The following is a 13349-nucleotide window of genomic DNA, read 5'->3' on the forward strand; positions in this document are numbered from 1 at the left end:
CCGCTATGTCGGCATCCATCCGGACGCCATTTCGTATGCTGAAATCCACTCATCATGCCTTTCACCATGCGGAAAGGCGGGCGCCTTACCGTCGGCGCCCCGCGTACAGTTATTGACACGAGTCCAAGCGCGGCCGATGGCCGCTTTCGAACCCTCGCGTGCGCGGCGCGACACGATTTCCCATGCGTGCCGGACGCTTCGGACCACGCATTGAATCGAGCGCTCGCGCATCACGATCCCGTCGCGGTAGGTCTCGACGCCGTTTGCGCGAACGCCACGCACGACGGCCGGCATGGCGTCGCCGTAACGGCCGGTGCGTTCGTCGTGTTCTTTGAAAAGTTGGATTTGCAGGGCATCGCGCGGCACGCCTACGCCGCCCTGCGCCTTGATGTAATTCGCCCATGACACGGACGCCTTGCCGTCACCCTCAACGGCCGCCGTCTTGTTCACGGCCAGATGCGCCCGCACGAGCGAATCGGGGGCGTCGTCCGGCAGGGCATCAACGCGACGCAGTTCGCGCCACACGCCGACCGGCGGGCCGCCGACCTGCTGAAACTGACGGATGCCCCACGTAGCCGCCCACGCCTCGACGCGGGCCGATGATTCGAGCGCCGGATTGCCGTACAGGTCATCGCCCACGGCATAACCGTCAATGTTCTTGCTGACGTACTTGGCGATGTAGCCAGCCGCCGTGCCCTTGTTCCAATCGATGGGCTCAAAGTCCGCACGGTGGCGCTTTGCGCCAAACTCGCCGGGGGAGTCCTTGAGCGCGTACCGGCGCACCGTCGCGCACACGCGCGGCAGGGCCGCACGTGCCGCCTGCCCCGGCCATTGCGCTTTGAAGAACACGAGGACGTGCCAATGGGGCGTACCGTCGTGATTCGGTTCAGCGATACGGAACCCGTACCAGTCCACGCCCTGCCGGTCTAGCTTGGCGCGCAAGCGGCTCCACATCTGGGATAGGTGCGCTTGCGCATCGCGCGGCGTGGTGCCGTCGTATCGTGGATTCAGCGATACGCCGCCCGCTTTGTGTTTGCGCCACTTGTGCATGCGGCTGGGGCACGTCACGGTGAAGAACAGGCCGACGTGCCCCAAGTCGCGCGCGATGCGCTCGAATCCGGAGATGCGCGTCATCAGTTCGGCGCGGCGGATCGACTTGTTGGCGACACTGCGCGCGGCCAGCGCGGCAAGCGTGAATTCGTCGCCGTCTTCGTTGCGCGCGATCGTGCCTTCGAGCATGTCGGCGTTGCGCTTGCGCTGCTGCCCCCGGCGCTCGAGACTTTCGTTCGAGACATACACATCGCGGCGCACGTTCACGTAGCCGAGTTCGATCGCCGCCGACTCAACGGCCTTGGCATGCATGCGCCGCAGCGCCCGACGCCACCACAGCGGGTCACTCATGCGCGCAATCGCGCCAGCGTCACGCACGCCGCGAATCTCACCGGTGCGCGGGTTGATCGCCTCCCCCGCCGGGGGCTGGCAGTGGTTCGCCAGAACTACGCGCTCCATCGCCATACGCAAGTGCTTCGGCTCATGCCACACGGACGCCAGCGACATGCATTCTGTCGCCAGCAGTGCCGCGCGCTCGCATACCTGCGCGTCCTGCGCCGCCAGCGGCAAGCGCACAGCGGCCAGCCGGTCGGTGATCGTGAGCAGTGCGAGATTCGCCGCGGCGCGCGCCGGGGCAGTGTCGGAAACGTCGCCGCGCCGGTCATCAAGCCAACGCGTGATAACGCGCCGCTGCCAGCGCGGCGGCAGGCCCGCCACCCGGGCGGCGGACCAATCGGCGTCGGTGGACAGGCGCGCGTACGGCATCAGGCGGCGGTGCGGACGTGACGGCGCGGCGCGCGCGCTCGCATCATGCGATAGATCGCAGCGAGCGCGGCATCAGCCAGTTCACGCGTGCGCTGGCCCGACACGTCAGGAAACTGCGCGGGGCGATGCGCGCCGCACGTGTTGTCGTTGACGCTACCCGGCAGGTAGTCCACGTCTTCGCTGTAGCGGGAAATTTGTAACGTTGTATTACGCATTGCCGAATCCCCTTACGCATTCCAATCCCTGCTATTCGACCGGATAAAACCGCGCACCGCCTTGCTCGGTGGCCTCCTCGCGCCTGCGGGATTGGATTGATTTGACAGGCTGGCGGTGCGCGCAATGCGAATATATGTCACGGGATCTTGACGCGTCAAGAGTTCGTGACGTTGCGGCCTGTTGACGTTCCGACTATCCTTCGCAGTGGATTGATTCAAAAGGGGTTTGGAATGAAAACTACCGTCGAATTTCTCGACGCCGTGAAAGCGCGGCGCGATTTGCCGTCCGATTACGCAGCGGCAAAGGTTCTCGGCGTCACCCGTGCTGCGGTGAGCCGCTATCGTTTGGGACAGGGATTTTTTGAGGACATCGTGGCGCTGCGCGTCGCGGAGATCCTTGAAGTGGACCCGATTACCGTTATCGCCGCCGTGAACTACGAACGTGCGCGAAACGAATCTGATCGCCGCACGTGGTCTGATTTTCTGGAAAAGATTTCCAAGGGTTTTCGCACGCTGGTGCTACCCGCTAACGCGCGCGGAGTCTTGTTCTCCGCCGCGTAGTACCAGCTAAAGTTAGCACTGACCTTTTGTACATTATGCGAATAATAAATACGTGTTTGAAGTGCTGACTCAACGCCCGCTCTGCTAGATTCCATTGAAACGAGAATCCAAATAATCACGGGGATTGGGCATGCGAGCTATAGAGGGGATTTTTTACATCGTATGCGTTGTTGGTCTGGCGTACATCTATCGACGCCAACAGCAACGACGAAGATTCGGTTTGTACATTCCCGTCCTGTCCGAGCGCGACGCAAGAAAGGAAAAACTGAAGGTCTGTCTCTACCTAGGCTCGCTCGCGGCCTTGCTGATTTCCCTGTACATCTTCTGAGCCCCCGTCATCGAGGCTTGAGCGACAAAACCCGCAAGAATTTGCCGCTCACACAGGCCCTCGCACTAATTTCGGTAAACTGTCGGTTTCCAGGACGCCTCGCGTCCCGCAGCTTACTTAGTCCGCACATGTCGAATACCCACGAAATCCGCCCCGGTCAGTCCATCGAGCTGCTCAAGGAACTCCATATCCTGACGCGTGACGGCAAGATGAATCAGGACAGCCGGCGCAAGCTCAAGCAGGTCTACCACCTGTTCCAGTTCATCGAACCCCTGCTGCAAGAAGTCAAAACCGAAAAAGGCCGCGTGACGCTCGCTGACCACGGCGCCGGCAAGTCGTACCTCGGCTTCATCCTCTACGACCTGTTCTTCAAAGCGCTCGCCGACGACTCGCACATCTACGGCATCGAAACCCGTGAGGAACTTGTCACGACCTCGCAAGCCCTGGCCGCACGGCTGGGCTTCTCGGGAATGTCGTTCCTCAACCTGTCAGTCGCTGATTCGATCACGTCACCCGCGCTGCCGTCGACCATCGACGTCGTTACCGCGCTGCACGCCTGCAATACCGCCACCGACGACGCCATCCGTTTCGCGCTGGCCAAGCAGGCACGCCACATCGTGCTCGTGCCGTGCTGTCAGGCCGAAGTCGCCGGTGTGCTGCGCAAGCACAAAGGCAAGCAACTGGCGGGCAACGCACTGACCGAAATCTGGCGCCACCCGCTGCATACGCGCGAGTTCGGCAGCCAGATCACCAATGTGCTGCGCTGCCTGCAACTGGAAGCCCATGGCTACCACGTCACGGTGACCGAATTGGTCGGCTGGGAACACTCGATGAAGAACGAGCTGATCATCGCCCAATACAAGAACCTGCCGCGCCGCCGTCCCGCCGAACGCCTCGAAGAAGTCCTCGCGTCGCTGGGTCTGGAAGAACTGCGCGAACGCTTCTCCACCGCACCGGCACCGGTGGCGCAGCTGGCATAGCAGCAATCCCCCCGACATAGCCAAAGTCATCAGCAATGGCCGCCGCGCAAAGGCGCGATGGCCGATAGGGGGCGGTGTCCCCTCAGGCACGCCCTGCCCTCAATTCCCCCGCCGCCGGTAGCCCGCTTGCTCGAACGGATGCGCCTGTGCAAACGCGGGCAGCTTGAAACACTGCTTCCCTAACGCAGACACCTTCGGAAACGCGACGAGGTCCATGTCGTACACATGGGCCAACGCGATCTGACTGGCGATGCCAATATCCGCGAGCGTCGGTGCGGTGCCCAGTGCAAACGGTTCTGCGGGACGTTGGCTCAATAGCCGCTCGTACGTCGCCAGCCCTTCCCTCACCCAGTGCCGGCACCACGCCTCAATGGCCGCGCCGTCAGCCCCAAACGTCTGCCCGAGATGCTTGCGAACACGCGGCACCGTCAACGGATGCGAGTCCGCAATCGACACGGACGCCAGTGCCCGCGCATACGCCCGGTCCTTCAAATCTTCCGGCAGCAATCGCGGCTCGGGGTACGCCTCATCGAGATACTCCATGATCGCCATCGACTGAAACACTCGATGGCCGTCATGGACCAACGTGGGCACCACGTGCTCCGCGTTGACCGCAGCGTACTCGGCGTCAAACTGACGCCCCGACAGAATGTCGACTTCAATTTCTTCAAACGGCAGGTGCTTGAGCGCAAGCGCCACCCGAACGCGGAACGCCGCATTCGATCGCCAAAAACCGTAGAGCTGGATTGTCATCAGATCGGTCCTCTTTCATTTTTTTATACGATTGCAATTGCAACTGACAGCATCATGCCACCCCACAATTGCAGTTGCAACTCACCAGATTCGACAGGATCGAAGCATCGCTTGGCGGACGCTTGACTTTACCTGACTTATCAAATACTGTTCAGGCAATTAAAATCTGAGTCCGGGTCTGGCGTGAATCACTACGACCGCAACAACTTCCAACTGACGCAGAGCGTTGGCTTCTACCTGAGCAAGGCCCGCAACCTGTTGGCCGCAGAAATGGATCAGGCACTGAAGCCTCTCGACCTCACCGGGCCGCAAATGGGCATCCTGCGCACATTGGGGGTTGGCGAGATCACCACTCCACTTGAAATGAGCAAGATGCTCGCGATGGATTCCGGCTCGACCACGCGGATGCTGGACAAGCTCGAAGCCAAAGGTCTCATCTCCCGCCATCGCAGTACCGAGGACCGCCGCGTCGTCAAATTGGCACTGACCCCTGCCGGAAAACGCGTCGACGACCAAATTCCCGATATTGCACCGCACGTCCTGAATCACCGGCTGAAGGACTTCTCCGCCGAAGAGTTCAAGCAGTTTCTCAACTTGCTCAAAAAATTCGTGGGCGACTGACCCACGTGTTTTTTTCGGAATTTATCTGACATGTCAGACATTGATAAGACAATAAGCTCCCATTCAGAACCGGCGCCAACGCCGCGCAAGCCCGCCGAACTGCCACCCCTCAAAGGCGGCAAGCTGGCCCTCGCCAGTTTCGCGGTGGCGTTAGCAACGTTCATGAACGTGCTGGATTCCTCGATCGCCAACGTGGCCATTCCGACCATCTCCGGAAATCTTGGGGTCTCGGTGGATGAAGGCACCTGGGTCATCACGCTGTTCGCGGCGGCCAACGCGGTGTCCATTCCGCTGACTGGCTGGTTGACACAGCGGGTCGGTCAGGTACGGCTGTTCGTGATCTCGATTCTGCTTTTCGTCTTGTCGTCGTGGCTGTGCGGCATTGCGCCGAACCTGCCGACATTGCTTGCCGCACGTGTACTGCAAGGGGCCGTCGCCGGTCCGATGACACCGCTCTCGCAAGCGATCCTGCTCGGCTCCTATCCAAAGCAGAAAAGCTCGACGGCGCTGGCGCTCTGGGCCATGACCGCCACTGTCGGCCCCATCGCAGGTCCAGCCCTCGGCGGCTGGATGACCGACAACTACTCGTGGTCGTGGATCTTCTATATCAACATCCCCGTCGGCCTGTTTGCCGCCGCCGTGACGTGGATGATCTACCGCGATCGTGAGTCCGAGCGCCGCAAGCTGCCGATCGACGTGGTCGGCTTGTCGTTGCTGGTGATGTGGGTCGCGGCGTTGCAGATCATGCTCGATAAGGGCAAGGATCTCGACTGGTTCCACTCGACAACCGTCGTGGTGCTCGGACTAGTCGCAGTGATCGGGTTCGCATTCTTCATCATCTGGGAATTCACCGATGCCCACCCGATTGTCGATTTGCGGCTGTTCAAAGGCCGCAACTTCCTCGCTGGCACGGTGGCCATTTCCGTGGCGTACGGCATCTTTTTCGCGAATCTGGTCGTGTTGCCGCAGTGGATGCAGCAGTACCTCGGCTATCCCGCCCTGCAAGCGGGTCTCGCCACCGCGCCGCTCGGGATCTTCGCCGTCCTGCTCACGCCAATGCTCGGACGCATCATCCCGAAAACCGACCTGCGCATACTCGCCACGCTGGCCTTCGTGGGCTTTGCCGGCGTGTTCTTTATGCGTGCGCAATTCACCACGGGTATCGACATGCGCTCGCTGGTGTTGCCCACGCTGTTGCAGGGCATACCGACCGCCCTATTCTTCGTCCCGCTGACAGCCATTCTCCTGTCCGGGCTTCCCCCTGAGAAGATCCCGGCGGCGGCTGGCCTGTCGAACTTTGTCCGCACGTTCTGCGGCGCGATGAGTACCTCGCTGACAGCCACCGCATGGAGCGACCGCACCATCCTCCACCATGCCCGCCTCACCGAACAGATCGTTGTCGGCAGTCCATCGGTTCAGTCATCCATCAACACCTTACAGACCGTGAACGGGTTCTCGTACGCGCAGGCGCTGGCATTCATCGAGAACAGCCTGAATCTTCAGGCGGTCATGCTGGGACTGGATGATATTTTCTGGATTTCCGGCGTGATCTTCGTACTGATCATTCCCCTGATCTGGTTCACGAAGCCCGACAGGAACGCCGCAAGTGGTCCGGTGGCCGCGCATTGAAAACCCACCGCCTCTGGTGTCGAGCGCCGTCGGCCCGCGCGCTCATTCGCCGACGTACAGGCCAAGACACTCGCGAACGGTCTCACTGAAGGCATCAGCCAGTGGGTCCGGCACCGCCCGAAGCGCGCGCAGTTCGGCAAACGTGAACTCGATCGCCGGCTGAAACGGCCGAACGATACAACCGCACTGTTTCGCGACCTCGGCGGTGAACGGGTCGATGATGGCAACACCGAGGCCCTTGGCCACCATCGCGCTCACGGCAATCGACCAACTGGCCTCAACTTCTGTCTGCCGGCGGATGTTCTCCGACTTGAACAGACTGTCGACGGCAAGCCGTGTCGTGTTGCCCGAGGCGAAGGAAATAAAAGGCTCGTTTTCGAGGTCGCGCGCCGTCACGACGCGCTTTCTCGCCAGTCGATGACGCGGTGGCAGCAGGCAAACGCAATTCACGCGCCACGGCGTGCCGGCTCTCACCTTGTCGCGCTCGACCGGCGTCATCGAATAGCCGATATCGAACAACCCCGACGCCACCAGATTGGTCACTTCGCTCGAATTGTAGATTTCCAGCGACACGCCGACCTTAGGATGCTGCTGCCGGAACCGGGCAATCGCCGACTGCAACAAATCACTCGACAGTGCCGACATCGCCACGACGCGCAACTGCCCCTGATGCTGCTGCCGAATACGCTCGGCGGTCTGGGAGACCTGGTCGAGCCCCACGAATACCCGCTCGACCTGCGTGTACAGCGCTGTCGCGGCGGCCGTCGGCACCAGCCCGCCTTTTCGCCGGGAAAACAGCGCGAAGCCGACCTCTTCCTCGAACTCCCGCATGATCTTGCTCACAGCGGACTGTGTCACGAACAGCAGTTTCGCGGCCTCGGTCATGCTCCGGCCGAGCATGACGGCGCGAAAGGCCTCGATCTGTTTAAGCGTCATCATGGTATGAGTTTTCCGACTTTTCGAAGTCATTAATGTAACTTGACCGCATATGTCGCAACCAGCGTTAATGAGGTTGTGAACATCAACCAAGGAGCCGACATGGAATCGCTCGTCAGCGGCCTGTTACACGAACCGCTTTCCCAAGAAGTCCAGAACGCCATCTTTCTTCCGTGGATCGAGGGCGCCTTTGGCCCCATGCTGCCGCACCTGCGCCGGATCAACGAAGCACACGTCGTCATGCTGGCCGACACGGGTCTGCTGAGCGCAGACCATGCGGCAGCCCTGCTTGACGTGGTCGAGGCGCTGGCAAAGGAAGGTCCGGACGCTTTCACGCTGGATAGCTCGCTCGAAGACGTCTATTTCAACTACGAGGCGCAAGTCATCCAACGACTCGGGCAGGACGTAGGCGGACGTCTTCACATGGCCCGCAGCCGCAACGACCTTCAGTCCACGCTGGACCGCATGCGCGCCCGGCAAAGCGCTCGGGATCTGATGGGAGGCACGCTAGCGCTTCGCCGCGCCCTGATCGAGCGCGCCAAGACGTATGCCGATTGCGTGATGCCGGGCTACACCCATATGCAGCACGCGCAGCCGATCACCTACGGCTTCTATCTTCTCGGTATCGAAAACGGTTTGCAGCGCGACTTCACGAGAGGTGCGCAGGCCTACGCGCACCTGAATCAGTGTCCGTTAGGGGCAGGTGCCATGGCGGGTACAACGTTTGCGATCGATCGCGAACTGACTGCGGCGCTGCTCGGCTTCTCGGGCCCGATGCCGCACGCACTGGATGCCGTCGCCAGCAAGGACGCCATTCTGGAATTGCTCACAGCAGCGCTGTTCGTCTCGACGACCTTCGGGCGCATGGCGCAGGACTTCTACACCATGTCGACGTTCGAGTTCGGCACGCTGACGTTGCCCGATTCTCTGGCCATCACGTCGAGCATCATGCCGCAGAAGAAGAATCAGGCCGTTCTCGAGTTCGTGAAGGGGCGCCAGGCCCACTTGCTCGGCGCGATGGTGACGGCTTTCGGTGCGTTCCGCGCCGCGCCTTACTCCCACGTGCTCGACGCAAATGCCGACAGCCTGCATTGGGTCTGGCAAGCTCTCGACGAGCTCAATGGGCTGATGCCTGTCGTGCGTCAGATCGTCGAGCGCGCCGAACCCAACGTTGAACGCATGCTGGCCCTCGCGGGCGCAAACTTCGCGACGGCGACCGATCTTGCCGACCACCTCGTGCAATCCGCAGGACTCTCGTTCAAGGAGGCCCATCACATCACCGGCCGCGTAGTCCGGCTTGCCTTGGAAGCGCAGGTGCCGATCCGCGAGATCGGTCCCGAGCTGGTGTCGCGTGCGGCGCTGGAAGCGAGCGGCCGAGACCTTACGCTGACGGGCGACGAAATTTCCGACGCACTCGACCCGCGCAAGGCCGTGGCGCGCCGCTGTCACGGCGGCGGCCCGTCCGCACACGACATGGCGGAACTGCTTCTCCAGTCTGAGACGCGCCTCGCCGAAGACGAGGCCGCGCTGAAACGGCTCGTCGAGGCGCAACAGTCCGCCGACAGGACGCTTGATGACCGTGTGGACAAACTGCGGCAACGCGCCGGAACATCCGGCACCGCGAGTCGATAAGCCATCGCAAGCCGCCCAATCTCTCGCTTGAGATATTTCCATGTTTCGACTATATTCGAAACATGGAAACCAATAACGCCCTCGAAGCGCTGGCTGCGCTTGCTCATTCCGTCCGTCTATCGGTCTTCCGCTTGCTGGTGCAGGCGGGACCTGACGGCTTGCCCGCTGGCCGTATCGCCGAGTTGATGGACATGCCGGCGTCGTCGCTGTCCTTCCATCTCAAGGAACTGCACCGCGCCGAACTGCTAGCTAGCCGTCAAGACGGCCGCTCCATCATCTACATGGCTCGCTTCGAGACCATGAACGACCTGCTTGGCTATCTCACGGAAAACTGCTGTGGCGGTGTCCCGTGCCTGCCCGATACGGCTTGCACCGTCCCGATGAAGCCCAAGTCATGAGCACCACGCCGACATCCGCATCGCAAGCCTCGACGGCCTCGTCCAGTGCCATCGGTTTCTTCGAGCGCTATCTGACCGCGTGGGTCGCGCTGTGCATCGTCGCCGGCATTCTGCTGGGGCAATGGCTGCCGGGCATTTTCCGCGCAGTCGGCGCCATGGAAGTCGCGCAAGTCAATCTGCCGGTGGGCGTACTCATCTGGGTGATGATCATCCCGATGCTGATCAAGATCGACTTCAGCGCGATGGGGCAAGTGACCGGTCATTGGCGTGGCATCGGCGTCACGCTGTTCGTGAATTGGTTCGTCAAACCGTTCTCGATGGCGCTTTTGGGCTGGATCTTCGTACGTCATCTGTTTGCCGCGTGGCTGCCGTCCGATCAGATCGACAGCTACATCGCGGGTCTCATTTTGCTGGCCGCCGCGCCCTGCACCGCCATGGTCTTCGTCTGGTCGCAGCTTTGCAAAGGTGATCCGTACTTCACGCTGTCGCAGGTGGCGCTCAACGACGCGATCATGATCGTCGCCTTCGCCCCGGTGGTGGCGCTGCTCCTCGGGCTGTCATCGATCACCGTCCCGTGGGACACCTTGATGACCTCGGTCGGGTTGTACATCGTCATCCCCGTGGTGATCGCGCAGGTCCTGCGAAAGGCGCTGCTTGCCCGTGGCGAAGCGACGTATCAACGCGTCGTCAGCGCCTTGGGGCCGTACTCGATCACGGCACTGCTTGCCACGCTCGTGCTGTTGTTCGGCTTTCAGGGCAACGCCATCGTCCAGCAACCGCTGATCATCCTGCTGCTGGCGATCCCGATTCTCGTGCAGGTGCTGCTCAATTCCGGGCTGGCGTACTGGCTCAACCGCAAGCTGGGTGTGGCGCACTGTGTCGCGGGACCGTCCGCGTTGATCGGCGCGAGCAATTTCTTTGAGCTGGCCGTTGCTACGGCAATCAGTCTCTTCGGTTTTCAGTCAGGGGCGGCACTCGCCACGGTTGTCGGCGTGTTGATCGAAGTGCCCGTCATGCTCCTCGTGGTCACCGTCGTCAATCGCTCGCAACGCTGGTACGAAACGTAATAAGTCCATGCAATAAGTCCACGCAATAAGTCTGCGCAGCAAGGCGAAGCAAAGCACTAAGGAAACGTCATGTCCGTCACCATCTTTCACAATCCCGCGTGCGGCACGTCGCGCAACACGCTGGCCATGATTCGCAACGCGGGTATCGAGCCCGTGATCATCGAATACCTGAACACGCCACCCGACCGAAGCACCCTGCAAACCATGATTCGCGACGCAGGGCTCACCGTGCGCGAGGCCATTCGCGAGAAAGGCACGCCGTACGACGAGTTGGGTCTTGCTGACCCGTCGCTGAGCGATGACCAGTTGCTCGACGCCATGCTCGCGCACCCGGTCCTGATCAATCGCCCGTTCGTCATGACGGACTTGGGCACGCGACTCTGCCGCCCGTCCGAGCGCGTGCTCGAAATCCTGCCGTCGCCGCAACAAGGCGCGTTTACCAAAGAAGACGGTGAAGCCGTCATCGACGCCCAAGGCCGACGCATTCAATGAACATCGATATGCCCAACATCAACCACCCGGCCCTCGATGTGCCGGACCTTCGCAAGCTCGAACCCGCCAACGTCAGCGCTCATCCGCCTCGCATTCTTTTGCTCTACGGTTCGCTGCGCGAGACGTCTTACAGCCGTTTGCTGGTACAAGAAGCCGAACGCATCCTTCAGCACTTCGGGGCTGAGACCCGCATCTTCGATCCTCACGGGTTGCCGATGACAGACAGCGTCTCGGCCGATCATCCGAAGGTGGTCGAACTGCGAAAGCTCTCTGAGTGGTCGGAAGGTCAGGTGTGGTGCAGTCCGGAACGGCACGGCACCCTGAGCGCCGTCTTCAAGAATCAGATCGACTGGCTGCCGCTGGAAATGGGCGGTATCCGCCCGACGCAGGGCCGCACGCTCGCCGTGATGCAGGTCTGCGGCGGCTCGCAGTCGTTCAATTCGGTCAATGCGCTGCGTGTGCTCGGGCGCTGGATGCGCATGGTGACGATTCCGAACCAGTCGTCGGTGGCGAAGGCGTATCAGGAATTCGATGCGAATGGCCGCATGAAGCCGTCGCCCTATTACGACCGGGTTGTCGACGTCATGGAGGAGTTGTACAAGTTCACGCTGCTGGTACGCGACCGCTCCGACTACCTGACGGACCGATACAGCGAGCGCAAGGAGGCCGCACCGGCCACAGCAACGGCACTCGCCACGGCAGCCATGAGCCACGAGCAGGATAAATAAGCGCTGCACCATCAAAGAGAAAGCCAACGTGGCTGCCCACGTTGGCTTTCGTACTTCATCCGGTCGTCATCGCCGCCGCCACTATTTCCCGCAGACCTTCATATCAGCGGGCTTGCCTTGGCTCATGCAGCTTTTGGTCTCCGTTCCGCCTTTGTAGCTGACCGAGAGACCGTCGGGCGTGCCGTTGGCATCGGCATGATCGACGGCAATCAATGTCGTGCCGATGTAGAACGCCTTTTCAAGGCGCGGACCGCGCGCCGTCTTCACGGGCCGCTTCAGGAAGACTCTCGAACCGTCGCCCGTCACGAGAATGGTCGCGCTATTCATGAAGTCGCCCACCGGCGCTTCGGCACTACTGGCGACCGCCGTCGTCGGGATGGCGGTCCCGCCGCCGTCTTTCGAACCCTCGACCGATTTACGCAACTCCAGCCGATGCACCAGCTTGCCGTCTGCGATCTCTGCGACGATGCGCCCGGTCTGCTGAGAACTCCCGCGATAACTCGGCCCCCACGACTCGCGTACCGCTTCGTAGACCAACTCGACCTGCCCGTCCAGCTTGCCAGCTTTGCAGTTCGCCGATACCGGACGAACAACCACGTTGGTGTAGCGATGACCGTAACCCGTCGGGCCGTCGCCTGCCGAATAATCTGAGGTCCCCGTCAGCGACGTCAGTTGGGCCGCAGGTACCTGACAAGGCCAATCGCCTGACTTGGCGGTGTCGACGTAGAAGAACACGTTCTGCGCATCCGCATAAAGTTGGTACTGGGCGTCGGCTTCCCGCAACAACCGCGTTTGCGCCGCGTCCTTCACCGTTGGCAATTGCAACGGCTCGGCCTGCGCGCCAACGCTTGCCAACAGCAAGCCGGCAGCGAAAGCACTCAACACCTGTCTTGCCACATCGCGTTGTTGTACTGGCATCTCACACTCCCTGTGAATTGACATACACGACCTACGAGTTGCGGCCCTGCGTCCGGTTTGGTTTTCCGCCGTCTCCGCGCGATTCACCGAACCTGAGCACACATTACGGAACCGCAGTCACTCACGCAATACTCGCTTTCAAGGTAGTCGGTCTGGCTTTGGTGCAATACGGCTCGTTCGAGGTGCGCGCGCGTGCCCATGGTGCCCACGCGCACCAACACGAACAGAAACCGCCCGGCGACAGCGCACCAACTTCGCCCGCAAAACCGCCAAAGC

At 61.4% G+C, this 13349-nt stretch carries 14 protein-coding genes; 9 read left to right on the top strand and 5 right to left on the bottom strand.

The annotated features are described in order from the left end of the window. Positions 1-3: 3 nt before the first annotated feature. Together AT302_RS12745 and AT302_RS12750 are read right to left on the bottom strand one after the other, a co-directional pair. Positions 4-1815 carry a replication endonuclease gene (locus AT302_RS12745; protein ID WP_058378772.1) on the bottom strand — a complete coding sequence of 604 codons (1812 nt, stop codon included), beginning with the start codon at positions 1813-1815 and terminating at the stop codon, positions 4-6. Beyond that, a complete protein-coding gene (locus tag AT302_RS12750; RefSeq protein WP_058378773.1) occupies positions 1815-2030 on the bottom strand; it encodes a hypothetical protein in 216 nt (71 codons plus the stop codon). The genes AT302_RS12745 and AT302_RS12750 overlap by 1 nt, the downstream gene beginning before the upstream one ends. Positions 2031-2261: 231 nt before the next feature. Between AT302_RS12750 and AT302_RS12755 the strand changes: the two genes are divergently transcribed. Further along, positions 2262-2591 (top strand): hypothetical protein, encoded by a 330-nt coding sequence (locus AT302_RS12755; RefSeq protein ID WP_058378774.1) that lies wholly within the window; start codon positions 2262-2264, stop codon positions 2589-2591. 456 nt (positions 2592-3047) lie between these two features. After that, positions 3048-3899: a class I SAM-dependent methyltransferase gene (locus AT302_RS12765; protein ID WP_058378776.1), complete on the top strand. Its 852-nt coding sequence runs from the start codon at positions 3048-3050 to the stop codon at positions 3897-3899. 99 nt (positions 3900-3998) lie between these two features. On the opposite strand, the gene maiA is transcribed toward AT302_RS12765, so the two are convergent. Continuing rightward, positions 3999-4652: a maleylacetoacetate isomerase gene (gene maiA, locus AT302_RS12770; protein WP_058378777.1), complete on the bottom strand. Its 654-nt coding sequence runs from the start codon at positions 4650-4652 to the stop codon at positions 3999-4001. Between the two features lie 183 nt (positions 4653-4835). On the opposite strand from maiA, the gene AT302_RS12775 reads away from it, so the two are divergent. Both AT302_RS12775 and AT302_RS12780 read left to right on the top strand, forming a co-directional pair. Next, positions 4836-5273, top strand: a complete 438-nt coding sequence (locus AT302_RS12775) for a MarR family winged helix-turn-helix transcriptional regulator (RefSeq protein WP_058378778.1) — start codon at positions 4836-4838, stop codon at positions 5271-5273. Positions 5274-5303: 30 nt separating this feature from the next. Next, positions 5304-6902, top strand: coding sequence for a DHA2 family efflux MFS transporter permease subunit (locus tag AT302_RS12780; protein ID WP_084656203.1), 1599 nt, complete (start codon positions 5304-5306; stop codon positions 6900-6902). A 42-nt stretch (positions 6903-6944) separates the two neighbouring features. On the opposite strand, the gene AT302_RS12785 is transcribed toward AT302_RS12780, so the two are convergent. Beyond that, positions 6945-7841 (bottom strand): LysR substrate-binding domain-containing protein, encoded by an 897-nt coding sequence (locus tag AT302_RS12785; RefSeq protein ID WP_058378779.1) that lies wholly within the window; start codon positions 7839-7841, stop codon positions 6945-6947. Positions 7842-7940: 99 nt separating this feature from the next. On the opposite strand from AT302_RS12785, the gene argH reads away from it, so the two are divergent. From argH to arsH, 5 genes are all read left to right on the top strand, one after another. Beyond that, entirely contained in the window at positions 7941-9470 is a 1530-nt protein-coding gene (argH, locus tag AT302_RS12790; RefSeq protein WP_058378780.1) for an argininosuccinate lyase, read from the top strand. Positions 9471-9532: 62 nt separating this feature from the next. Beyond that, positions 9533-9868, top strand: coding sequence for an ArsR/SmtB family transcription factor (locus AT302_RS12795; RefSeq protein ID WP_058378781.1), 336 nt, complete (start codon positions 9533-9535; stop codon positions 9866-9868). Beyond that, positions 9865-10935 carry an ACR3 family arsenite efflux transporter gene (gene arsB / locus AT302_RS12800; protein ID WP_058378782.1) on the top strand — a complete coding sequence of 357 codons (1071 nt, stop codon included), beginning with the start codon at positions 9865-9867 and terminating at the stop codon, positions 10933-10935. Before AT302_RS12795 ends, arsB begins: the two co-directional genes overlap by 4 nt. Positions 10936-11004: 69 nt before the next feature. Next, positions 11005-11427 (top strand): arsenate reductase (glutaredoxin), encoded by a 423-nt coding sequence (gene arsC, locus AT302_RS12805; RefSeq protein ID WP_058378783.1) that lies wholly within the window; start codon positions 11005-11007, stop codon positions 11425-11427. Next, positions 11424-12155, top strand: coding sequence for an arsenical resistance protein ArsH (arsH, locus tag AT302_RS12810; RefSeq protein WP_058378784.1), 732 nt, complete (start codon positions 11424-11426; stop codon positions 12153-12155). Before arsC ends, arsH begins: the two co-directional genes overlap by 4 nt. An 81-nt stretch (positions 12156-12236) precedes the next feature. Here arsH and AT302_RS12815 read toward each other — a convergent pair whose 3' ends face one another. After that, a complete protein-coding gene (locus AT302_RS12815) occupies positions 12237-13073 on the bottom strand; it encodes a hypothetical protein (protein WP_157125783.1) in 837 nt (278 codons plus the stop codon). Between the last annotated feature and the right edge of the window lie 276 nt (positions 13074-13349).

Origin of the sequence: Pandoraea norimbergensis (assembly GCF_001465545.3) — a bacterium.
Classification (GTDB): domain Bacteria; phylum Pseudomonadota; class Gammaproteobacteria; order Burkholderiales; family Burkholderiaceae; genus Pandoraea; species Pandoraea norimbergensis.